General features: G+C 52.0%; 21 protein-coding genes and 1 other annotated feature. Of the genes, 19 read left to right on the forward strand and 2 right to left on the reverse strand.

The window, feature by feature from the left end; genetic code table 11:
• The first annotated feature begins 33 nt into the window (after positions 1 to 33).
• From spoIIGA to FHT67_RS09310, 12 genes are all read left to right on the forward strand, one after another.
• Positions 34 to 957 carry a sigma-E processing peptidase SpoIIGA gene (spoIIGA, locus tag FHT67_RS09255; RefSeq protein WP_132306270.1) on the forward strand — a complete coding sequence of 308 codons (924 nt, stop codon included), beginning with the start codon at positions 34 to 36 and terminating at the stop codon, positions 955 to 957.
• A gap of 50 nt (positions 958 to 1,007) precedes the next feature.
• Positions 1,008 to 1,730: an RNA polymerase sporulation sigma factor SigE gene (gene sigE / locus FHT67_RS09260; RefSeq protein WP_015845452.1), complete on the forward strand. Its 723-nt coding sequence runs from the start codon at positions 1,008 to 1,010 to the stop codon at positions 1,728 to 1,730.
• Positions 1,731 to 1,835: 105 nt separating this feature from the next.
• Positions 1,836 to 2,618, forward strand: a complete 783-nt coding sequence (gene sigG, locus FHT67_RS09265; RefSeq protein WP_015845451.1) for an RNA polymerase sporulation sigma factor SigG — start codon at positions 1,836 to 1,838, stop codon at positions 2,616 to 2,618.
• A 185-nt stretch (positions 2,619 to 2,803) separates the two neighbouring features.
• Positions 2,804 to 3,082 carry a YlmC/YmxH family sporulation protein gene (locus FHT67_RS09270; protein WP_132306268.1) on the forward strand — a complete coding sequence of 93 codons (279 nt, stop codon included), beginning with the start codon at positions 2,804 to 2,806 and terminating at the stop codon, positions 3,080 to 3,082.
• Positions 3,083 to 3,115: 33 nt separating this feature from the next.
• The gene (gene pgeF, locus FHT67_RS09275) at positions 3,116 to 3,970 is read left to right on the forward strand and encodes a peptidoglycan editing factor PgeF (protein WP_167197589.1); all 855 of its coding nucleotides are present in this window, start codon (positions 3,116 to 3,118) and stop codon (positions 3,968 to 3,970) included.
• 4 nt (positions 3,971 to 3,974) lie between these two features.
• Positions 3,975 to 4,703: a YggS family pyridoxal phosphate-dependent enzyme gene (locus FHT67_RS09280; protein WP_167197592.1), complete on the forward strand. Its 729-nt coding sequence runs from the start codon at positions 3,975 to 3,977 to the stop codon at positions 4,701 to 4,703.
• A gap of 2 nt (positions 4,704 to 4,705) precedes the next feature.
• Positions 4,706 to 5,173: a cell division protein SepF gene (locus FHT67_RS09285; protein ID WP_132306262.1), complete on the forward strand. Its 468-nt coding sequence runs from the start codon at positions 4,706 to 4,708 to the stop codon at positions 5,171 to 5,173.
• A gap of 28 nt (positions 5,174 to 5,201) precedes the next feature.
• Positions 5,202 to 5,453: a YggT family protein gene (locus tag FHT67_RS09290; protein WP_132307156.1), complete on the forward strand. Its 252-nt coding sequence runs from the start codon at positions 5,202 to 5,204 to the stop codon at positions 5,451 to 5,453.
• A 13-nt stretch (positions 5,454 to 5,466) separates the two neighbouring features.
• Entirely contained in the window at positions 5,467 to 6,240 is a 774-nt protein-coding gene (locus FHT67_RS09295) for a YlmH family RNA-binding protein (RefSeq protein ID WP_132306260.1), read from the forward strand.
• A 100-nt stretch (positions 6,241 to 6,340) separates the two neighbouring features.
• Positions 6,341 to 6,898 carry a DivIVA domain-containing protein gene (locus FHT67_RS09300; RefSeq protein ID WP_132306258.1) on the forward strand — a complete coding sequence of 186 codons (558 nt, stop codon included), beginning with the start codon at positions 6,341 to 6,343 and terminating at the stop codon, positions 6,896 to 6,898.
• Positions 6,899 to 6,964: 66 nt separating this feature from the next.
• Positions 6,965 to 7,242, forward strand: a binding site (T-box leader).
• Positions 7,243 to 7,350: 108 nt separating this feature from the next.
• Complete coding sequence (gene ileS / locus FHT67_RS09305) at positions 7,351 to 10,440, forward strand: isoleucine--tRNA ligase (protein WP_167197595.1); 3,090 nt, start codon at positions 7,351 to 7,353, stop codon at positions 10,438 to 10,440.
• Positions 10,441 to 10,569: 129 nt separating this feature from the next.
• Positions 10,570 to 10,938: a DUF5665 domain-containing protein gene (locus FHT67_RS09310; protein ID WP_167197598.1), complete on the forward strand. Its 369-nt coding sequence runs from the start codon at positions 10,570 to 10,572 to the stop codon at positions 10,936 to 10,938.
• A gap of 48 nt (positions 10,939 to 10,986) precedes the next feature.
• On the opposite strand, the gene FHT67_RS09315 is transcribed toward FHT67_RS09310, so the two are convergent.
• Positions 10,987 to 11,691 carry a TraR/DksA C4-type zinc finger protein gene (locus tag FHT67_RS09315; RefSeq protein WP_132306252.1) on the reverse strand — a complete coding sequence of 235 codons (705 nt, stop codon included), beginning with the start codon at positions 11,689 to 11,691 and terminating at the stop codon, positions 10,987 to 10,989.
• A gap of 170 nt (positions 11,692 to 11,861) precedes the next feature.
• On the opposite strand from FHT67_RS09315, the gene lspA reads away from it, so the two are divergent.
• The 4 genes from lspA to FHT67_RS09335 all read left to right on the forward strand — a co-directional run bounded on the left by lspA (position 11,862) and on the right by FHT67_RS09335 (position 15,468).
• Positions 11,862 to 12,383 carry a signal peptidase II gene (gene lspA / locus FHT67_RS09320; protein WP_167197601.1) on the forward strand — a complete coding sequence of 174 codons (522 nt, stop codon included), beginning with the start codon at positions 11,862 to 11,864 and terminating at the stop codon, positions 12,381 to 12,383.
• Positions 12,364 to 13,311, forward strand: a complete 948-nt coding sequence (locus FHT67_RS09325) for an RluA family pseudouridine synthase (RefSeq protein ID WP_167197604.1) — start codon at positions 12,364 to 12,366, stop codon at positions 13,309 to 13,311. Before lspA ends, FHT67_RS09325 begins: the two co-directional genes overlap by 20 nt.
• Before the next feature lie 221 nt (positions 13,312 to 13,532).
• Complete coding sequence (gene dapD, locus FHT67_RS09330; protein ID WP_208403203.1) at positions 13,533 to 14,243, forward strand: 2,3,4,5-tetrahydropyridine-2,6-dicarboxylate N-acetyltransferase; 711 nt, start codon at positions 13,533 to 13,535, stop codon at positions 14,241 to 14,243.
• A 106-nt stretch (positions 14,244 to 14,349) separates the two neighbouring features.
• The gene (locus FHT67_RS09335) at positions 14,350 to 15,468 is read left to right on the forward strand and encodes an N-acetyldiaminopimelate deacetylase (RefSeq protein ID WP_132306246.1); all 1,119 of its coding nucleotides are present in this window, start codon (positions 14,350 to 14,352) and stop codon (positions 15,466 to 15,468) included.
• A gap of 52 nt (positions 15,469 to 15,520) precedes the next feature.
• Here the strand turns inward: FHT67_RS09335 and FHT67_RS09340 are convergent, their stop codons facing one another.
• A complete protein-coding gene (locus FHT67_RS09340) occupies positions 15,521 to 16,675 on the reverse strand; it encodes an aminotransferase A (RefSeq protein WP_167197607.1) in 1,155 nt (384 codons plus the stop codon).
• 501 nt (positions 16,676 to 17,176) lie between these two features.
• On the opposite strand from FHT67_RS09340, the gene pyrR reads away from it, so the two are divergent.
• From pyrR to FHT67_RS09355, 3 genes are read left to right on the forward strand one after another with little or no spacing between them, the layout of a single operon-like run.
• Positions 17,177 to 17,725 carry a bifunctional pyr operon transcriptional regulator/uracil phosphoribosyltransferase PyrR gene (gene pyrR / locus FHT67_RS09345; RefSeq protein ID WP_208403247.1) on the forward strand — a complete coding sequence of 183 codons (549 nt, stop codon included), beginning with the start codon at positions 17,177 to 17,179 and terminating at the stop codon, positions 17,723 to 17,725.
• Positions 17,722 to 18,627: an aspartate carbamoyltransferase catalytic subunit gene (locus FHT67_RS09350; protein ID WP_132306240.1), complete on the forward strand. Its 906-nt coding sequence runs from the start codon at positions 17,722 to 17,724 to the stop codon at positions 18,625 to 18,627. Before pyrR ends, FHT67_RS09350 begins: the two co-directional genes overlap by 4 nt.
• 31 nt (positions 18,628 to 18,658) lie before the next feature.
• On the forward strand, positions 18,659 to 19,951 hold the full coding sequence (locus FHT67_RS09355; RefSeq protein WP_132306238.1) for a dihydroorotase: 1,293 nt from the start codon (positions 18,659 to 18,661) through the stop codon (positions 19,949 to 19,951).
• The last annotated feature ends 14 nt before the right edge of the window (positions 19,952 to 19,965 follow it).

Raw genomic sequence — 19,965 nt, forward strand, 5'->3', positions numbered from 1 at the left:
TTCTGTCGTTCGAACCCGCTGGAAGGTGAAGCTGTGACTGTTTATGTCGATGTCATGTTTGTGCGGGAGCTGCTCGTTGACGGCAGCATACTGCTTACGACTGCTTGGGTGCGTCATATCCGGGCGCGTCCTTGGCGGGTGCTGACGGCAGCCAGCATGGGTGCTTGTTACGTTGTTCTTATGTTGTTTCCGCCCTTATCGATTCTTTTTACGTTAGCGGTAAAAATACTGATTTCTCTCCTGATGTTATGGGTCGCGTTTGGATTCTTCTCCATCCAAAACTTCTTCAGGAATATCGCAGCCTTCTACACCGTGAATTTTGTTGCGGCCGGCGCGATAATCGGTATTCACTACTTGCTGATGCAGGGTTCAGGCGAAGTATGGCGTACGATCACCTTTATAAATGGCGGTATGCAGGTCGAGCTCAAGATGGGATTTATTTACGTGCTCGCTGCGTTTAGTATCGGCATTTACATATACCGCTCGGTTTATGTTCAACGGCGCGAGAGGGAGCTGGTGAGGACCCATTTGGCCGAAGTGAAGATTCAAATCGGCGACCGGGAGCATACCTGCACCGGATTGATCGACACGGGCAACCAGCTGTACGACCCGTTGACGCGGACGCCGGTTATGGTCGTGGAAGCAAACGTATGGCAAGATGACCTGCCGGAATCGTGGCTCAAAAGCATTCGCGAATCGCAGGTGGATCGGCTTGTTGCCGGCCTCGGAGACGAAGCTTTTGCTTGGCAGGACCGGCTGCGACTCGTACCTTACAGAGGAATCAACCGTGGATCGCAATTTATGCTGGCGCTAAAACCGGACTTTGTTCAGATTGAGCGGGAAGGGCAAGTGTTCGTCTCCCGGAAGGTTCTTGTCGGCATTGACGGCGGCAAGCTTTCGGCAGACAGCGCTTACCAAGCGATTATCCATCCGTCACTCGTTCAGAACAGCCAATGATTGGATTAAGAAGACGAACGTTTACATCATTTTGGGGAGGGATGGGCCGGATGCTCGTCAAATGGAAATTAGTCCTGCAGTTATATTATTATCGTGTTTTGTTTTTATTCGGATTAAAAAGCGAAGAAATCTATTATATCGGCGGCAGCGAAGCGCTACCTCCGCCCTTGACCCGTGAAGAAGAGGAATATTTGCTCGACAAGCTCCCATCCGGCGATACGGCGATCCGCGCGATGCTGATTGAGCGGAACCTGCGTCTTGTTGTATACATTGCGCGCAAGTTCGAAAATACCGGCATTCATATCGAAGACCTGGTTTCCATAGGAGCAATCGGTCTTATCAAGGCGGTAAATACGTTTGATCCGGAGAAAAAAATCAAGCTCGCTACCTACGCGTCCCGTTGTATCGAGAATGAGATTCTGATGTATCTGCGCCGCAACAGCAAGACGCGGACAGAGGTATCTTTCGACGAGCCGCTTAATATCGACTGGGATGGCAACGAGCTGCTGCTGTCCGACGTTCTTGGCACGGAAAACGATACGATCTACCGGAATATCGAGGAGCAGGTTGACCGCAAGCTGCTTCATAAAGCGCTTGATAAGCTGTCGGAGCGGGAGCGGATTATTATGGAGCTGCGCTTCGGGCTTGCCGACGGCGAGGAAAAAACCCAGAAGGACGTAGCGGACCTTCTAGGCATTTCCCAGTCTTATATTTCGCGCTTGGAGAAGCGGATTATTAAGCGGCTCCGCAAAGAATTTAACAAAATGGTGTAATGTTATACCCATTTTCGGGGCAACAGATACCCCTTTTTCGGAAGAATAAAATAGGGGTCCAGGGAGATAATGTACATTAATGTTTCTCCTTGGGAGGTAATCACGTTGACCCGAAATAAAGTCGAGATCTGTGGAGTGGATACCGCGAAACTGCCTGTCCTGACCAATGCCGAAATGCGGGAGTTGTTTACCGCACTACAAACCCAGAACGAATGGGCAGCCAGAGAGAAATTAGTTAACGGCAATTTAAGGCTGGTTCTAAGTGTGATTCAACGGTTTAATAACAGGGGAGAATTTGTGGACGACTTATTTCAGGTCGGCTGCATCGGACTTATGAAGGCGATCGATAATTTCGACCTTAGCCAGAACGTCAAGTTTTCCACCTATGCCGTGCCGATGATTATCGGTGAAATTCGCCGTTACTTGCGTGACAATAATCCGATCCGCGTGTCGCGGAGCCTAAGGGATATTGCCTATAAAGCGCTGCAGGTTCGTGACAGCCTGACGAATCAAAATTCGCGTGAACCAACGATTTTCGAAATTTCCGAAGCGCTTAACGTACCGAAAGAAGATGTCGTTTTCGCTCTAGACGCGATCCAGGATCCCGTTTCGCTCTTCGAGCCGATCTATCATGACGGCGGAGATCCGATATACGTAATGGATCAGATCAGCGACGACAAAAACAAGGATGTGTCGTGGATCGAGGAAATTGCGCTTCGCGAAGCGATGCATAAGCTGAATGACCGCGAAAAAATGATTTTATCCATGCGTTTCTTTGAAGGAAAGACGCAAATGGAAGTAGCCGACGAGATCGGCATTTCACAGGCACAGGTATCCAGGCTCGAGAAATCGGCCATCCAACAAATGCAAAAGCATGTTAAGACATGAACGGCGCCGCTTGGCGCCGTTTTTTATTGTGCCGCGAATGCCTGACTTGTTTTTTTGCGGAAACAGGACATTTTGGGCGTTTTGTACATATAGTTAAGTGAGGATGTTTATCCCTGTCTAAATGGAGTGTAAGTGTAAATGACTGCACCGACGTTCTTATATTTAAGAAAAGTGGTGATGCGCATATGAAGATATCCGATTTCCAAACCAAGGATGTCATTAATATCGTGGACGGCAAGAAGCTGGGGCAGATCAGCGATCTGGAGCTGGATCTCCGGCAAGGGCGTATCGATGCGATTGTTATTCCCCAATTCACAAGATTTCTGGGCATGTTCGGCAACGGGGGGACAGAGGTTGTTATCCCTTGGCGCAATATCGTGAAGATCGGGGCGGATGTCGTGCTCGTCCGGCTTGATGATTCCAGCAAGAAGCTGGAGGACGAGGATTTGCACGCTCGCGCATAACAGGTTAAACTGCTTACAGAGGTGAGTGTCCGTATGGAATCGTTTAAATCTGTACTTACGGCGAAGGGACCTTCGCTTTTTTTATTGTCAACTTGGCTGGAGCAAAATGACCGGTTGACCGCCGGATTTACCGGCAGGAACGGCGGCGTAAGCGAGCAGCCGTGGTCATCGCTGAACGTTGGCCTGCACGTTGGAGATTCGGATGATGACGTTGTGCGTAACCGTCAGCTTATTGCGGAAGCGATTGGCTGGCCTTTTGAAGCATGGACTTGCGGGGAGCAGGTGCATGGCTGCGAAGTTTTCCCGGTGACCGAAAGCGATCGGGGGAAGGGAAGAATGTCGCGCGTGTCGGCAATTGCCGATACGGACGGACTAATGACGGACGTCCCGGGCGTGCTGCTCGCGTCATTTTACGCCGACTGCGTGCCGCTTTATTTCTACGACCAGCAGCATCAGGCAGTAGCGTTAGCTCATGCAGGCTGGAAAGGGACCGTTCAGCAGATTGCGGCGAAGACGATCGAAGCCATGGGACGGCAGTACGGGACGAAGCCCGAACAACTGCTTTGCGCCATTGGTCCGTCCATCGGCGACTGCTGCTACGAAGTGGACGGCTTTGTGATCGATAAGCTGCAGCCGCTTGTAGAAGGGCTAGCAAATAAACTGAATCAGAGCCCCGATGGGATGATGACATTGGTGGAAAACGGTAAAGCTATGGTAAACTTAAAACAAATTAACCGACATATTATGCTTGAAGCAGGAATTTTGCCGATTCATATCGAATTATCCGAGTGGTGCACGGGATGCGGCACGGATCAATTTTTCTCCCACCGGAAGGAAGGCGGCAAAACGGGCCGTATGGCCAGCTGGATCGGTATCCGGGAAAGGTGAACGAATGACGACTACAATCAAAGAAGCATTGCAGCAAAGATTGGAAGAAGTAGAGCTCCGGGTCGCTGCAGCCTGCAAGCGAAGCGGCCGCAGCCGCGAGGAAGTAAATATTATTGCGGTTACGAAATACGTATCGCTTGAAACGGCGCAGGCTGCTCATCAGCTTGGTCTCCGGCATCTTGGCGAGAACCGCTGGCAGGATGCCAAGGAAAAATGGGAAGCCATAAGCGGCAGCGGCGCCGATGAAGAAGACGGACAAGCTGTCTGGCATTTCATCGGTTCGCTGCAGACGAACAAAGTGAAAGACGTCATAGGCAAATTTACATACATTCATTCTTTGGATCGTCTGTCCTTGGCGCAGGCGATAGACAAACGGGCATCCCAGCTAGGTCTCACTGTCCCTTGCTTTGTTCAGGTTAACGTATCGGGCGAACAATCCAAGCATGGGCTGGACCCTGAACAGCTTCCTGCGTTTCTTGCAGAGCTTAAGGAATTATCATCCCTGCGTATTATCGGCCTTATGACGATGGCGCCTTACGAGACGGAAGCAGAAGAGACAAGACCCATATTTCGCTCTTTGCGCAAGCTAAGAGATGAAATGAACAAACGTGCAATCCTCCCGGAATCGATGACGGAATTGTCTATGGGCATGTCAGGAGATTTCGAAGTAGCGATAGAGGAAGGCGCAACCTGGATCCGCTTAGGAACGATACTAGTAGGAAAAGAGGGATAACGATGAGTGTCATGAACCGATTTATGAACTTTCTTGGTCTTCAGGAAGAAGAAGAGGTAATCGAGCGCGAAAGAGTAACGCAGCAGCATCAACAGACGGAAGAACCGGAAGTTGAAACTTCTCCGTTCGAAGCACGTAGAAACTCCAAAGGCGGCAATAACAATATCGTCAGCATTCATACGCAAAAGAGCGTGCGCGTCGTACTGAGCGAACCGCGTTCTTACGATGAAGCGCAGGATATTGCCGACCATCTGCGTTCGCGCCGGGCGGTTATCGTGAATCTGCAGCGTGTGCGTACGGATTTGGCTGTGCGGATTGTTGATTTCTTAAGCGGCACAGTCTATGCGCTTAACGGCCACATTTCGAAGCTTGGGCCAAACATCTTCCTGTGCACACCGGATTCTGTAGAAATTCAAGGCGCCATTACCGAAATGCTGGCAGAGGATATTGATTACAATAAGATGAGGTGACCTTGAGTTGAGTGTGTATTCTTTGATTATGAACATCCAGAACATTTACAGCTTTATGATTATCGGCTACGTATTGCTGTCCTGGCTGCCAAATGCGCGTGAAAGCTTTATCGGTGTTTTCCTGGGCCGGCTGGTAGAACCGTATCTCGGAATTTTCCGCAGATTCATTCCACCGATCGGCGGTATGCTCGATATTTCCCCGATTATTGCCATTTTCGCATTGCGCTTTATTGCTTTTGGGGTTATTGCCGTTCTTGAGTTCATTCTGAACATGTTCTAAGGAAGGACAGCTTATGAAGCCAACAGTATACGAACATTTCCATCCGGATGAGAAGCCTTTTGTCGACCGGGCGTTGGAGTGGGTTGAGCGGTCCGCGCAGCTGCATGAGCTGAAGCGGACCGATTTTTTAGATCCGAGGCAGGCTCAGATTCTGCAGATGCTGGCGAACCGGAATCCGGACGTCCAGCTTAGGCTTGCCGGCGGATATCCAGAGGCTGAACGCTGCAGAGCGATTATTGGCCCGGAGTACCGATACCTGGACGATGAACCGATAGGCTTGTCCGTTCTCGCCGTCACCGGCGGAGGAAGCGAGCTCGATCACGGCGATTACCTGGGCGCATTGCTCGGGCTCGGCGTCAAACGCGATCGAATCGGAGATATTCATGTTCATGAGGACTATTCGCATATAATTGTTTTGGACGAAATTGCCGATTACTTAAATGTACACTTAAGACAAGTGCATCGTGCGAGCGTACTAACGGAAATAATCCCTATCACTGAGCTTAAGCCCGTTGTGCCTGCCTTTCAAGAAATGTCCTTCACTGTCGCCTCGATGCGGCTTGACGGAATCGCTAGCGATGTTTACCGAATCAGCCGGACGAAGATCGTTGATCCCATCCGTGCAGGCAGATGCAGAGTGAACTGGAAGACGGCCGAGAATCCGTCCGAACAGCTGAAAATGGGAGATGTCGTCTCCTTTAAAGGCTTAGGCAGATTCAAGGTTTTGGAAATCGATGGCATGACAAAAAAGGGAAGAATTCGCGTCAGGGTTGGTAAATTTATTTGATCGGTTGCAGGATTTTGGAAACAGCTGTCGAATCCAAATTCACAACGATTATTCCGAGTACATCCGCGATTGCGGCAAATACACTTTAGGAGGTGCGCCAATGCCGTTGACGCCATTGGACATACATAACAAGGAATTTGGACGAAGATTACGCGGGTATGACGAGGATGAGGTCAACGAATTCCTTGACCAGGTTATCAAAGATTATGAATCCATCATTCGCGAGAACAAAGAGCTTCAGAATCAGATTCTTGGTCTTCAAGAAAGACTGAACCATTTCTCGAACATTGAAGAGACGCTTAGCAAGACGATTATCGTCGCGCAGGAAGCGGCGGATGAAGTGCGAAACAACGCGAAGAAGGAAGCCCAGCTTATTATCAAGGAATCGGAAAAGAATGCCGACCGCATTATTAATGAGTCGCTGGCCAAATCCCGCAAAGTATCGCTTGAAGTGGAAGAGCTTAAGAAGCAGGCCTCGATTTACCGAGCTCGCTTCCGTACTTTGGTTGAAGCGCAGCTCGAGCTGCTTAGCCAAGACGGTTGGGATTCGCTGGACTCGGCGTCTCCGCAGCTATCCCATTCCTCGAGTACTTCGCATTCTTCCCATGCTTCGTCTTCCGTAACCCATTTATCGGCGGAGCAATTGCAGCGCGGATAGGCAATTGTCATTTGACAACCGCTCTGCGATAAGCTATAAATAGAATTAATTGCATGATAGTTGAATGGAACTTCATTGACGAGAACGAGTACGATTCCAAGTTCGTTCACCAGAGAGCCGTTGATTGCTGAGAAACGGCGTTCGAACCGATTCGGAAAATCATCTCCGAGAAGCAGTGCTGAACACGAGATCCAGGCGGATCCGTTATTAAGGACTGACGGCTTGTCCCCCGTTACAGGGACCGCGAATTTACGCAATTCGCGCCAAAGGTGCCGCATCCGGTTGTTTCTTAGCCGCTGTCTGCGGAACAAGGGTGGTAACGCGAGCGCAGCCTCGTCCCTTTTACAGGGACGGGGCTTTTATTTATTTTTGCCCATGCTTACGATGCAAGAATTTCACGAACCGTTTAATCAAACGGTTAAAGTTCCAATTCTTTTTAGGAGGTAATCAAGATGCAACGTGTAGACGTCAAAGAAAAAGCAAGAGCCCGCGAATTGCGAGTACTGAAGCAATGGGCAGAGAACGATACGTTCAAACAATCCATCGAGAACCGCGCCGGCAAGCCTAACTATGTATTTTACGAAGGTCCTCCGACCGCAAACGGCGCGCCGCATATCGGTCACGTTCTGGGCCGCGTCATCAAAGACTTTATCGGCCGTTACAAAACGATGTCCGGCTACCGCGTCGTCCGCAAAGCAGGCTGGGATACCCACGGTCTCCCGGTAGAGCTTGGCGTAGAGAAGCAGCTCGGCATCTCCGGCAAGCAAGAGATCGAGAAATACGGCGTTGAAGAATTCATCAAGAAATGCAAAGACAGCGTGTTTGTTTACGAGAAGCAATGGCGCGAGCTGACGGAAGCGATCGCGTATTGGACGGATCTGGATAATCCGTATATCACGCTTAAGAACGAGTATATCGAAAGCGTATGGCATATCCTGTCGACGATCCACAGCAAAGGGCTGCTCTACCGCGGTCACCGCGTAAGCCCGTATTGCCCATGCTGCCAGACTACGCTAAGCTCACATGAGGTTGCGCAGGGCTACGAAGACGTGAAGGATCTGTCCGCAACGGTTAAATTCAAGCTCGCGAGCGGCGAATCCATTCTCGCTTGGACGACAACGCCTTGGACGCTGCCGGCTAACGTGGCTTTGGCGGTAAATCCGGAGCTGGATTACGTCCGCGCTTCCAAGGACGGCGAAGTCTACATCGTTGCCCAAAACCTGGCGGAGAGCGTGCTGAAAGAAGGCTACGAGACGCTTTCGACGCTGAAGGGCTCCGAGCTTGTGGGGCTTTCCTACGAGCCTCCGTTCCGCTATGTGCCTATCGAGCATGGTCACGTTGTCATCCCTGGCGATTTCGTCAGCGATACAAGCGGTACGGGTATCGTTCATATCGCGCCTGCCCATGGCGAGGACGACTATAAAGTTTCCCGCCAGAACGGCATCAGCATGCTGAGCGTCGTAAATAACGCTGGCCGTTATGTGGACGAAGTTACCGATCTTGCGGGCCGTTTCGTAAAAGACTGCGACGTCGACATTGTCAAAATGCTCAGCGAACGCGGCCTGCTCTTCTCCAAAGAGCGCTACGAGCACAGCTATCCGTTCTGCTGGCGTTGCAAATCGCCGCTTCTGTATTACGCGACGGAAAGCTGGTTCATCGAAACGACAAAAGTGAAAGATCAGTTGATCGCCAACAATAGCACGGTCGACTGGTATCCTGGTCATATCCGCGAAGGCCGCTTCGGCAAGTTCCTCGAGGATCTGGTGGACTGGAATATCAGCCGTAACCGCTACTGGGGAACGCCGCTTAACGTTTGGGTATGCGAAGCAACCGGTAAAGAATACGCGCCAAGCAGTATTGCGGATCTGCGCGAGCGCGCCGTAGATTTCGTTCCGGAGGATATCGAGCTTCACAAGCCCTACGTGGATGAAATCAAGCTCAAATCGCCATTCCAGGAAGGGGCTGTAATGACCCGCACATCGGAAGTTATCGACGTTTGGTTTGACAGCGGCTCGATGCCGTTCGCGCAGCAGCATCATCCTTTCGAGAATGCGGATGAGTTCGCGGAGCAGTATCCGGCGGATATGATCTGCGAAGGCATCGACCAGACGCGCGGCTGGTTCTTCAGCTTGCTGGCGGTATCGACGCTGTACAACGGCAAAGCGCCTTACAAGGCTGTTATCTCGACAGGCCATATCCTGGATGAGAACGGACAGAAGATGTCCAAATCCAAAGGCAACGTTATCGACCCTTGGGAGATTATCAACGAGTATGGCACGGATGCCTTCCGTTGGGCGCTTCTTGCAGACAGCGCGCCATGGAACAGCAAACGTTTCTCGCGCGGCATCGTAGGCGAAGCGAAGTCGAAAGTTATCGATACGATCGTAAATACTCACGCGTTCTACGCGCTGTATGCCTCCATCGACGGCTTTGATCCGGCTGAGCACGAAGAACGCCCGCCGGCAAGCAAGCTTGACCGCTGGATTGTATCCCGCCTGAACAGCTTGATCAAGACGGTAGTGAAGGGTCTTGAAGTGAACGACTTCCTGAACCCCGCGAAAGCGATCGAAGTATTCGTCGATGAGCTCAGCAACTGGTACATCCGCCGTTCGCGCGACCGTTTCTGGGGCAGCGGCCTGACGGAAGACAAAGTAGCGGCTTACCAAACGCTGCGTCATGTCCTGCTGACGCTCTCCCGCGTCATTGCTCCTTACGCTCCGCTGCTTGCAGAGGACGTATACGGCAATCTGGGCGGCGAGTCGAGCGTTCACTTGGCGGACTACCCGGTTGCGGACGAATCGGCAATCGACGAGACGCTGGAGCGCGACATGGACAGCGCGAAGCAAATCGTCGAGCTTGCCCGCAACGTGCGCAACGAGACCGGCATCAAGACGCGTCAGCCATTGTCCGAGCTGATCGTATCGCTTGACCGTGACTTTGCGGTAACGGAATACGAGGACATCATCAAGGACGAGATCAACGTGAAGTCTATCGCGGTTCAAAACAGCGACAGCGGTTTTGTGGATTTCACACTCAAGCTCAACCTCAAAGTTGCGGGTAAAAAATACGGCAAGCATGTTGGGCCAATCCAGGGCTACCTGAAGGGGCTGGCACCTGAGGCGACACGCGAAGCTGTCGCTTCCGGAAGCCTGGTATTCACTTCGTCGGAAGGCGAAGCGATCACGGTAACCACGGAAGAGCTGCTCGTAGAGAAGCAAGCGAAATCGGGCTTTGCATCGGCCTCCGCAAACGGCGTTACCGTTGCGCTTAACACGGATATTACGCCGGAGCTGGAGCAGGAAGGCTGGGTTCGCGAAGTTATCCGTGCCGTTCAGGATACTCGCAAAAAGCTGGATCTGCCGATCGAGAAACGCATTGATCTGGTACTCGACGTAGACGCCGGGCTGCAAGCCGCACTGGAGACATTCAGCAACGTGCTCAATGAGAATGTCCTGCTTAACAGCGTTTCTTATGAGAAAGCGGAAGGTATGGAACGCGTACAGCTTGGGGAAAAAGAAATCGGGATTCTTGTCCGCGTTTAGGCATACGGACGCCAGGGATCGGGATATAGTATAAGGAGCATGGCCACGAAAAAACGAGAGCCTTCAGGGTCTCGTTTTTTTCTTCCCGGAAGCGGATGGATAATTACGTTTTGCAAAGGGGGACGCTGCATGGTCCGAGTAAAACTGGATAACGACCCGGAGAATGACCTCAAGGACAAGAATAAGGCTGACAATGAAACGATGGAACGTACATTAAGCAGATTGGACATGCGGTTAAGCAAAATCGCGACCGATATGGAACGGACGCAAATCGCGGATTACGTGGATTTGCTTAATCATCCGCTCCGGCTCATGTGGCGCAATTTGCTTGGCGGTCTGTCGAGAGGCGTCGGCATCGCGATTGGATTTACGTTCTTTGCCGCTACCATTCTGTATGTGCTGCGGATAATCGGTGCGCTGAATCTGCCGATCATCGGCGATTATATAGCGGATATCGTACGTGTCGTACAAATCCAGCTGGAAGGCAAAATTTATTAGAAAAAAGGCGGGAGGTGCAGCGCACCCTCCGCCTTTTTGTCATTCCCGTCATTCCAGCTCAAGCTCATGATCGCCTTCTTCATGATCCATATACTGCTTGTAATGACGGTTGCGGATAACGGAAACATGGTTGCCGGTAATATCCGTCGCCACAAAGCTTTCGTAGGATTCAACGAAGCCGTCGTTCTCGTCCGCTTCGATGCCGATATGATCATAATCGTCGACATTGTTATTTTCCGAGTATGCGGGTGATTCGGACGTTCCCCATTGCTCGACAATTTGCCAAGCGTCTTCGCCGTCGAAGCCGTTATAATCATCGTCATCCCGGCTGGATCTGCCAAAAGGAGGGGCGAGAAATTCCTCTTCGACCGGCTGCTCATGAGAAGTTTCCTGTCTTGGCGCATGCTCGACGCAGTACAGCGCATCGGGAAGAGCCTCGAGCCTTTCGTCGGGAATCGGCTTCCCGCAGGTACGGCATTGGCCGTAAGTGCCATTATCCATTGCCTCAAGCGCCGCAGAGATGCGAGCCAGATGAAGATCTTCCTTCTCAAGCAGCGCAAGATCCTTGGAGCGCTCGAACATTTCGGTACCGAGATCCCCCGGATGATTGTCTATAGGGGATAACTCGCCCGTATTATCGCGCAGCGAAGAGGCAAGCCCATTATGTTCGTTATGGGACTGGCGTTCCTCTATCTCCCGTTTCTCCGCCTCGAGCCGGCTTCGAAGTTGTGCAAGCTGGGTTGCATTCGGCATCGGTTGCACCTTCCTTAGATGAAATAGGTAAGACGTTTCGTATCTTTAGCTATAGTTTTCGCAAACCGGCTTTTTTTATAAAGGACTTCATTGGAAAGGGGGGACTACTGGCTCAGATGCTGGCCCTTATGCTACAATACAGTAGTTTGGTACAAACTAGGAGGGATACGATGCGTTTTTATTATTACTGGATCGCGGCAGCAGCATTTTTGCTGGACTTGATCACCAAAAAAATCATTGTGGCTCAGCTTGAAATCGGTGAGCAAATCAGCGTGATCGGCAATTTCTTTCTTATTACCTCGTATCGGAACCGCGGCGCGGCATTCAGCATTTTGCAGGAACAGCGGGTGTTTTTCATTATCATCACTGTTCTTATCGTCAGTGCAATTATCTGGTATATCCAGGCCTCCAGAAAATCAGGAAAGATATGGCTTCTGACCGGGCTTGGCCTTGTGCTTGGCGGGGCGGTCGGCAACTTCCTTGACCGTGCGATCGCCGGGGAAGTGGTTGATTTTCTGATGTTTAATTTCGGCAGCTATACGTTCCCGATCTTCAACATAGCGGATTCCGCTATTTGCGTAGGCGTAGCATGCATATTAATCGATACCTTGCTGAATTCGAAGGAAGATTCGAAACGAATCGGCAACAGAGAGGACAAGGACCAAAACGAGCATGAGCAGCAACCTGTTTAATGAAAATGATGATTTGTTGGAATTCGAGGCAGCCCCGGAGCAGGCAGGAGAACGAATCGATAAATTCGTGACGGACAGCCTGAACGAGGATTCCATATCCCGCACGCAAGTGCAGGAATGGATCAAATCCGGAGCGGTGCTTGTCAATCAGAATGCCGTAAAACCGAACTACAAGCTGTCTTCCGGAGATCTGATAGCCATCCGCGTGCCGGAGCCGGAGGATGCGGCAATCGAAGCCGAAGATATTCCCCTTGATATTGTGTACGAGGATGCGGACGTGATTGTCATCAACAAACCGAGGGGGATGGTTGTCCATCCTGCGCCGGGACATTCCTCCGGAACGGTCGTGAATGCCTTGATGCATCATTGCAAGGATCTGTCTGGCATTAACGGCGTGCTTCGCCCTGGCATCGTGCACCGTATCGATAAAGACACATCCGGCCTCTTGATGGCGGCCAAAAACGATCTTGCGCACGTTTCCCTTGCCGGGCAGCTGAAGGAGCATTCCGTTTCGCGCAAATATATTGCCCTGGTCCACGGCAATCTGCCGCATGATCAAGGCACAATCGATGCTCCAATCGGCCGCGACCAGAATGATCGCAAGCTGTTTACGGTCACGGACCGCAATAGCAAGCATGCCGTTACCCATTTCGTAGTGCTCGAGCGTATTGCGGACGACTACACGATTGTAGAGCTGCAGCTGGAGACGGGGCGTACGCATCAAATTCGCGTTCACATGAAATATATCGGTTATCCGCTTGCGGGTGATCCGATGTACGGCCGCAACAAAACGGTGGCACTCAAAGGACAAGCGCTGCACGCGGCGGTTCTGGGCTTCAAGCATCCGCGGACCGGAGAGTTTCTGGAGTTTGAAGCACCGATTCCAGCCGACATGGAGCATGTGATTAATTCTCTCCGTCTTCGTTAATTAGCCAGGATGAACGTTCAAAGGCATGTGCGGAAAAATGCAAACTTTTCAGCATATTATTCATTATTTCAACGCAAAAAGTAAGCTATTCTAAAAAACGATGCTTTACATTAAATAGCCATCAAAAACATGGACTCTGTTCAAAGGCATGTGCTACAATGTTCGGGAAAAAGGCTTGTCCTTATGAACAGTTGCTGGTGATGAAGGAGAGACGAAAAGCGATGCAAAACATGGAACAAACAATGGAAGTAATCAATTACATCAAGAACGGCAAGAAAGTTACGCCGGTGAAGGTATACTTCAAAGGCAAAATCTCATCGGCTAACGCTGAAGTGAAGGTATTCGATTTCGGCGACGGTGGCGTGCTGTTCGGCGACTGGGCGGAAGTCCAAGCATTGCTCGAGAACGAGAAAGAAAACATTGAATACTACGAAGTGGAGAACGACCGCCGCAATTCCGCAATTCCGATGCTCGATCTGAAGGGCATTAACGCCCGCATCGAGCCGGGCGCGGTCATTCGCGACAAAGTCGAAATCGGCAACAACGCGGTTATCATGATGGGCGCAACGATTAACATCGGCTGCTCGATCGGCGAAGGTACGATGATCGATATGAACGCAACGCTTGGCGGACGCGTGCAAGTCGGCAAAATGTGCCACGTTGGCGCAGGCGCCGTGCTGGCTGGCGTAATCGAGCCGCCATCCGCTCTTCCGGTTGTTATCGAAGATGACGTTGTCATCGGCGCTAACGCGGTAGTTCTGGAAGGCGTCCGCGTTGGCAAAGGCGCTGTTATCGCAGCAGGGGCTATTGTTATCGAGGACGTCCCTGAAAACGCGGTTGTCGCAGGCGTCCCTGCCCGCATCATCAAGATGGTTGACGAGAAAACGAAGTCCAAGACGATCATTGTTGAAGGTCTTCGCGATTTGAAATAATAGCTTTTCAGCGCGCGCCATCTATGTGGCGCGTGTTTCCTTGTTTGGAGGGGCTGACGAATGCTTGTGGTTGGCCTCTTGCATGTTGCAGGAGGGAGTTGATGGAATGAGCAAGTTTGTGGAGTTAAGGCGGAAGTTTCACCAGATTCCCGAGCCGGGCTTTCAAGAGTTTAAAACGCAAGCCTTGCTGCTCGAGTATATTAACGGACTGCCGCAGGAGAGGCTGGAAGTGCGGACCTGGCGTACCGGCATCTTGGTTCGCGTGAAAGGCCTAATCGGGGAACGCTGTTTAGGTTATCGGGCGGATATGGACGGGCTGCCCATTGAAGAAGATACCGGCTACGAGTTTCGTTCGACGCATTCCGGCTATATGCATGCCTGCGGACATGATCTTCACATGGCCATTGGTCTTGGGGTATTGACGGCAATCGTCGAGCAGCCGGTCAATGACGATGTTCTGTTCGTGTTTCAACCGGCCGAAGAGGGTCCGGGCGGAGCATTGCCGATGCTTCAAAGCGAAGAGTTTAAAGAATGGAAGCCGGATTTTATGATGGCGCTGCATATCGCCCCGGAATATCCGGTAGGCACAATCGCAACGCGTCCGGGCATATTATTCGCCAACACCTCGGAGCTGTTTATCGATATCATTGGCAAAGGCGGCCACGCGGCGTATCCGCACCGTGCCAACGATATGATTGTTGCGGGGGCAAGCCTCATCATGCAGCTGCAATCGATCGTCTCGCGCAACGTCGATCCGCTAGATTCCGTAGTTGTGACGTTAGGCAAGATCGAAGGCGGCACAAAGCAGAACATTATCGCGGAGCGGGTGCGCCTCGAGGGTACGATCAGAACCTTGAGCGCAAAGTCGATGAGCGATGTGAAAGCGCGTATCGAGTCGCTGCTGGACGGGCTTAAAGTCAGCTTTGGCTGTCAGACCGAGCTTGATTACGGCTCGAATTATTATCAGGTTTATAATAACGAACAAGAAGCCCAGCGATTTATGGATTGGGTTCGCGCTTTTGAGGGCGTGCAGCTCGTCGAATGCACCGAAGCAATGACCGGAGAGGATTTCGGCTATTTCCTTCAAGATATCCCGGGTCTTATGTTCTGGCTTGGCGTAGATACGCCGTATGGCCTGCATCATGCCAAGCTGGAGCCGCAGGAGGACGCGATTGGAGTTGCGATCGAGGTCGTCTCGAATTATTTGCGGCATCGTTCATCATAAAGAAAGCTGCTTTGCGCAAGTCGCAAAGCAGCTTTTTTGTGTGGCGGATAGATTAAAGTCCTTCTGCAAAGGAATGAATGCGGTCCAAGGCTTCTTTCAGCACTTCCATGGAGCAGGCGTAAGAAATGCGGATGTAATTGTCGCCGTAAGGCGCAAACGCGGCGCCGGGCACGACCGCAACCTTTTTCTCCTCGAGCAGCCGGTGCGCGAAAGTCGTGGAGTCGAGTCCAAACTTCTCAATCGAAGGGAAGATGTAGAAGGCTCCGTTTGGCTTTACCACATCGAATCCGGCTGCGACAAGCCGGTCGTAAGCATAGTCGCGGCGACGAGCGTATTCGTCTCTCATCGGCAGCGCGTCGTCAAAGCCGGCAGTCAATGCTTCTACCGCCGCCGCTTGGCTAATCGAGCTGGCGCATGTTACGTTGTATTGATGCACTTTTACAATGTGCCGCGCCAGATAGGCAGGCGCGAACAGCAGTCCGATGCGCCATCCGGTCATGGAATGCGATTTGGACAATCCGTTTATGACGATTGTCTTGTCGCGCATGCCGGGCAGTGCCGCAATGGAAGAATGCGTTCCGTCGAATGCAAGCTCGCTGTAAATTTCATCGGATAGGATAAATAATTCGCGTTCATGCACCAGAGCGGCAATCTCCTTCAGCTCGTTCAGCGTTAACGCGCAGCCTGTCGGATTCGAAGGCGACGCAAGCACGATGCAGCGCGTCCGTTCCGTCAAATGCTGTTTGATCAAATCGGCCGTTAATTTGAAACCGTTGCCCGTTGTGTCGACGTGCACCGGCTTAGCGCCGCACATGCGGATAATCGGCTCGTAGCCCGGATAAATGGGGCCCGGCAGGAGCACCTCGCTGCCTTCCTCAAGTATCGTACGGAACGCAACGTCAATCGCTTCGCTCGCGCCGACCGTTACGATAACCTCTTCCGAGGGATCATAAACAAGCCCGTATTTATGCTGAACGAAGCTTGCTGCCGCTTTTCGCAATTGCAGGGTTCCTGCGTTTGGCGTATATACCGTTTCCCCGTTGTCGATCGCATGCTTGGCTGCTTCGAGGATATGCTGCGGCGTAGGAAAATCCGGCTGCCCGATTGTGAGCGACAGCACTCCTTCATATTGACTAACCTTGTTGGCCATTTTCCGGATGCCGGAAACTTCGATGCCTCGAACATCCGCTCTAATTAAATGTTCCATGCTTGCTTTCACCTGTCCTGTCTATGTACGTTATGGATGGTATTCATCTTAACATAAAGGGCTTGGCACTTCGAGGGGGGATGGAGGCTTGCCTATCAGAAAAAGTTATTTCATTAATCATAAAATGTCCCTGTAATAAAATTAACGGCGGTGCAGATGATAAAAACATTCGATTGCGCAGTTTGCTTTTTACCTGCACAACCCTTGACATCCATTGCCCGACGCGGTACAATTCTTTTGATATATGGCAGTACCTTTAAATCAGCCCCGTGAGGCTGGCAAGGTAGCGTGAATAACAGATCTGCCACACTTGGAACAGGGCCTTAGCCTAACCGTATCCTGCTGGGATAGCGGCGGTTAAGTCGACCCTCTATGTGTGGCTGGTCTCAGGCTCCTTGCGTTGTTGGCAAGGAGCCTTTTTTCGTCTCCTTGCCGACAGGCGCGATTGATTATCCGAGAGCGAAGGAGGCGGTAACGGTGGAAGAAGAGCATCTGGTCATAATGGACGAGACGGCGATCCGAAGAGCACTCACGAGAATTGCCCACGAGATCGTGGAGAAGAACAAAGGCATTGATAACTGCGTTCTCATTGGCATCCGCACAAGAGGGATTTACCTGGCAAGAAGAATCGCGGATCGCATTCAGGATATCGAAGGCAAGCCGGTTGAAGTGCGAGAGCTCGATATCACCTCTTACCGGGATGACCGCAAAGCCGCATCCGTGGATACCCGTGTGGAGCTGGCTGCGGTAATCGGCGATTTGAATGGCGAAGTGTTCTCCGCGCATGATAAGAAAGTTATCCTGTGCGACGATGTCCTCTTCACCGGTCGCACGATCCGTGCAGCCATGGATGCCCTGATGGATTGCGGAAGGCCGGAAAGCATCCAGCTGGCCGTTCTGGTGGACAGAGGCCACAGAGAACTCCCGATCCGGCCTGATTACGTCGGCAAAAACGTACCGACCTCCAAGCAAGAGCAAATTGACGTCTCGTTAACGGAAATCGATCTGAAGGACCAAGTCATGATCATACACCAGAGGGGGCAGGTCTGATGACGACGATGACACAGCTTAAACAACGCAGTTTGCTTGGACTTAAAGATCTTGGAAAAGAAGAAATTGAATCGATTTTGGATCGCGCGGCTTACTGGGAACAACACCCAGCCAAGGTGCACAATGTAATGCAGGGCAAATTCGCGGCGAACATGTTCTTCGAGAACAGCACAAGAACCCGTTTTTCCTTCGAAGTAGCGGAGAAACGCCTCGGAGCGGAGGTGCTGAACTTCTCGGCTGCCGTGTCGAGTGTGCAGAAAGGCGAATCGATCTACGACACGGTCCGCACGCTGGAATCGATGGGGATCGACGTCGGAATTATCCGGCTGAAGCCTATCGGCGTTCTTGCCGAGCTGGCAACCAAAATCCAAGTGCCGCTTATCAACGCGGGCGACGGCAATAACGAGCATCCGACGCAGGCACTGCTCGACTTATATACGATGCGCAAGCATTTCGGCAATCTGAACGGTCTGACCGTATCGATCATCGGTGACGTTCTTCACAGCCGGGTAGCACGCTCCAACCTGTGGGCGCTCCGCAAGTTTGGCGCGAAGGTGCAATTCTGCTCGCCAAGCAATATGACAGCGCCTGAGCTTGATGCGCCTTACGTATCGATGGATGAAGCCCTGAAAGCCGACGTGGTGATGATGCTTCGCGTACAGCTTGAGCGCCATGAGAGCGGCATGCTGAACTCGGCGGAAGCTTACCGCGAGCAATTCGGCCTGACGGTTGAACGCGCAAGCCGGATCGCAGAGCATGCGATCATCATGCATCCGGCTCCAATCAACCGCGGCGTTGAGATTGACGACGAGCTGGTTGAGCATCCGCAATCCCGCATTTTCCCGCAAATGGCTAACGGAGTGCCGGTTCGGATGGCGGTTGTTGAACGGGCACTGAGCTAACACGAATAAATTCCGGAAGGTGAACAAAACAATGTCAGTATGGATTATTAACGGTAACGTATGGGATAAAGCTTCTGGAAGCTTGCAAAAGAAACATATCCGCCTCGAAGGGGAGCAAATCGCGGAGATCGTTGACGGCTCTAGCGCGCCGGACACAGGTTCAGCGGAAGTCATCGACGCGGCAGGCAAGCTCGTATCGGCGGGCTTCATCGATATGCACGTCCATCTTCGCGACCCGGGCTTCGAATATAAAGAAGACATCGCAACAGGCACAAGATCGGCTGCAAAAGGCGGATTCACGACAATCGCTTGCATGCCGAATACCCGCCCTTCGGTGGATACGCCAGAGACGGTGAAATACATTCTGGACAAAAATGCGGCGGAAGGCATTGTAAAGGTTCTTCCTTACGCAGCGATTACGAAAAACCAGCTGGGCCGCGAGCTGACCGACTTTGCCGCTTTGAAGGAAGCGGGAGCAATCGGCTTCACCGATGACGGTGTGGGCGTGCAAAGCGCGCAAATGATGAAGGATGCCATGGCGCTCGCGCAATCGATGAATATGCCAATCATCGCGCATTGCGAAGACAACACGCTGGTTGAAGGCTTGTACGTGAGCGAAGGCTCCTTCTCCCGCAAGCATGGGCTGAAAGGCATCCCGAACGAATCGGAAGCCATCCATGTCGGCCGCGACGTTCTGCTCTCCGAAGCAACGGGCGCGCACTACCATGTATGCCATGTCAGCACGGAGCAGTCGGTTCGCCTGATCCGTCTCGCGAAGCAGATCGGCGTACGGGTAACGGCCGAGGTTTGCCCGCATCACCTGGTTTTGTCCGATGAAGATATCCCGGGCTTTGACGCGAACTGGAAAATGAACCCGCCGCTGCGCACGCCACGCGACGTAGAAGCGGTTATCGAAGCGCTGGAGGACGGCACGATCGATATGATCGTTACCGACCATGCACCGCATAGCGCGGAAGAGAAAGCGCGCGGCATGCAGCTTGCGCCGTTTGGCATCGTTGGCTTCGAAACGGCTTTCCCGCTGCTCTACACGAAGTTCGTGCAAACAGGCAAATGGACGCTGGGCTTCCTGCTTGACCGCATGACAGCAGACCCGGCCCGCGTGTTCGGCTTGCCTACCGGCCGTCTTGAAGCGGGAGCGCCTGCGGATCTTACTATCGTGGATCTGGAAAACGAGCGTGCGGTTGACCCGTCTTCGTTCGCATCGAAGAGCAACAACACGCCATTTGGCGGATGGAAGCTGCAAGGCTGGCCAGTGGCTACAATCGTTGACGGCAAGATCGTGTACAACGAATCCGCTAACTAATAGAACATACGAAG

This window comes from Paenibacillus sp. BK720 (assembly GCF_011761545.1).
Classification (GTDB): domain Bacteria; phylum Bacillota; class Bacilli; order Paenibacillales; family Paenibacillaceae; genus Pristimantibacillus.

Bases quoted from the DNA above. Each gene is read 5' to 3' on its own strand.
- sigE (WP_015845452.1), top strand. From the start codon at position 1,008: ATGCTCGTCAAATGGAAATTAGTCCTGCAGTTATATTATTATCGTGTT.
- FHT67_RS09270 (WP_132306268.1), top strand. From the start codon at position 2,804: ATGAAGATATCCGATTTCCAAACCAAGGATGTCATTAATATCGTGGAC.
- pgeF (WP_167197589.1), top strand. From the start codon at position 3,116: ATGGAATCGTTTAAATCTGTACTTACGGCGAAGGGACCTTCGCTTTTT.
- FHT67_RS09280 (WP_167197592.1), top strand. From the start codon at position 3,975: ATGACGACTACAATCAAAGAAGCATTGCAGCAAAGATTGGAAGAAGTA.
- FHT67_RS09285 (WP_132306262.1), top strand. From the start codon at position 4,706: ATGAGTGTCATGAACCGATTTATGAACTTTCTTGGTCTTCAGGAAGAA.
- FHT67_RS09290 (WP_132307156.1), top strand. From the start codon at position 5,202: ATGAACATCCAGAACATTTACAGCTTTATGATTATCGGCTACGTATTG.
- FHT67_RS09295 (WP_132306260.1), top strand. From the start codon at position 5,467: ATGAAGCCAACAGTATACGAACATTTCCATCCGGATGAGAAGCCTTTT.
- FHT67_RS09300 (WP_132306258.1), top strand. From the start codon at position 6,341: ATGCCGTTGACGCCATTGGACATACATAACAAGGAATTTGGACGAAGA.
- ileS (WP_167197595.1), top strand. From the start codon at position 7,351: ATGCAACGTGTAGACGTCAAAGAAAAAGCAAGAGCCCGCGAATTGCGA.
- FHT67_RS09310 (WP_167197598.1), top strand. From the start codon at position 10,570: ATGGTCCGAGTAAAACTGGATAACGACCCGGAGAATGACCTCAAGGAC.
- FHT67_RS09315 (WP_132306252.1), bottom strand. From the start codon at position 11,691: ATGCCGAATGCAACCCAGCTTGCACAACTTCGAAGCCGGCTCGAGGCG.
- lspA (WP_167197601.1), top strand. From the start codon at position 11,862: ATGCGTTTTTATTATTACTGGATCGCGGCAGCAGCATTTTTGCTGGAC.
- FHT67_RS09325 (WP_167197604.1), top strand. From the start codon at position 12,364: ATGAGCAGCAACCTGTTTAATGAAAATGATGATTTGTTGGAATTCGAG.
- dapD (WP_208403203.1), top strand. From the start codon at position 13,533: ATGCAAAACATGGAACAAACAATGGAAGTAATCAATTACATCAAGAAC.
- FHT67_RS09335 (WP_132306246.1), top strand. From the start codon at position 14,350: ATGAGCAAGTTTGTGGAGTTAAGGCGGAAGTTTCACCAGATTCCCGAG.
- FHT67_RS09340 (WP_167197607.1), bottom strand. From the start codon at position 16,675: ATGGAACATTTAATTAGAGCGGATGTTCGAGGCATCGAAGTTTCCGGC.
- pyrR (WP_208403247.1), top strand. From the start codon at position 17,177: ATGGACGAGACGGCGATCCGAAGAGCACTCACGAGAATTGCCCACGAG.
- FHT67_RS09355 (WP_132306238.1), top strand. From the start codon at position 18,659: ATGTCAGTATGGATTATTAACGGTAACGTATGGGATAAAGCTTCTGGA.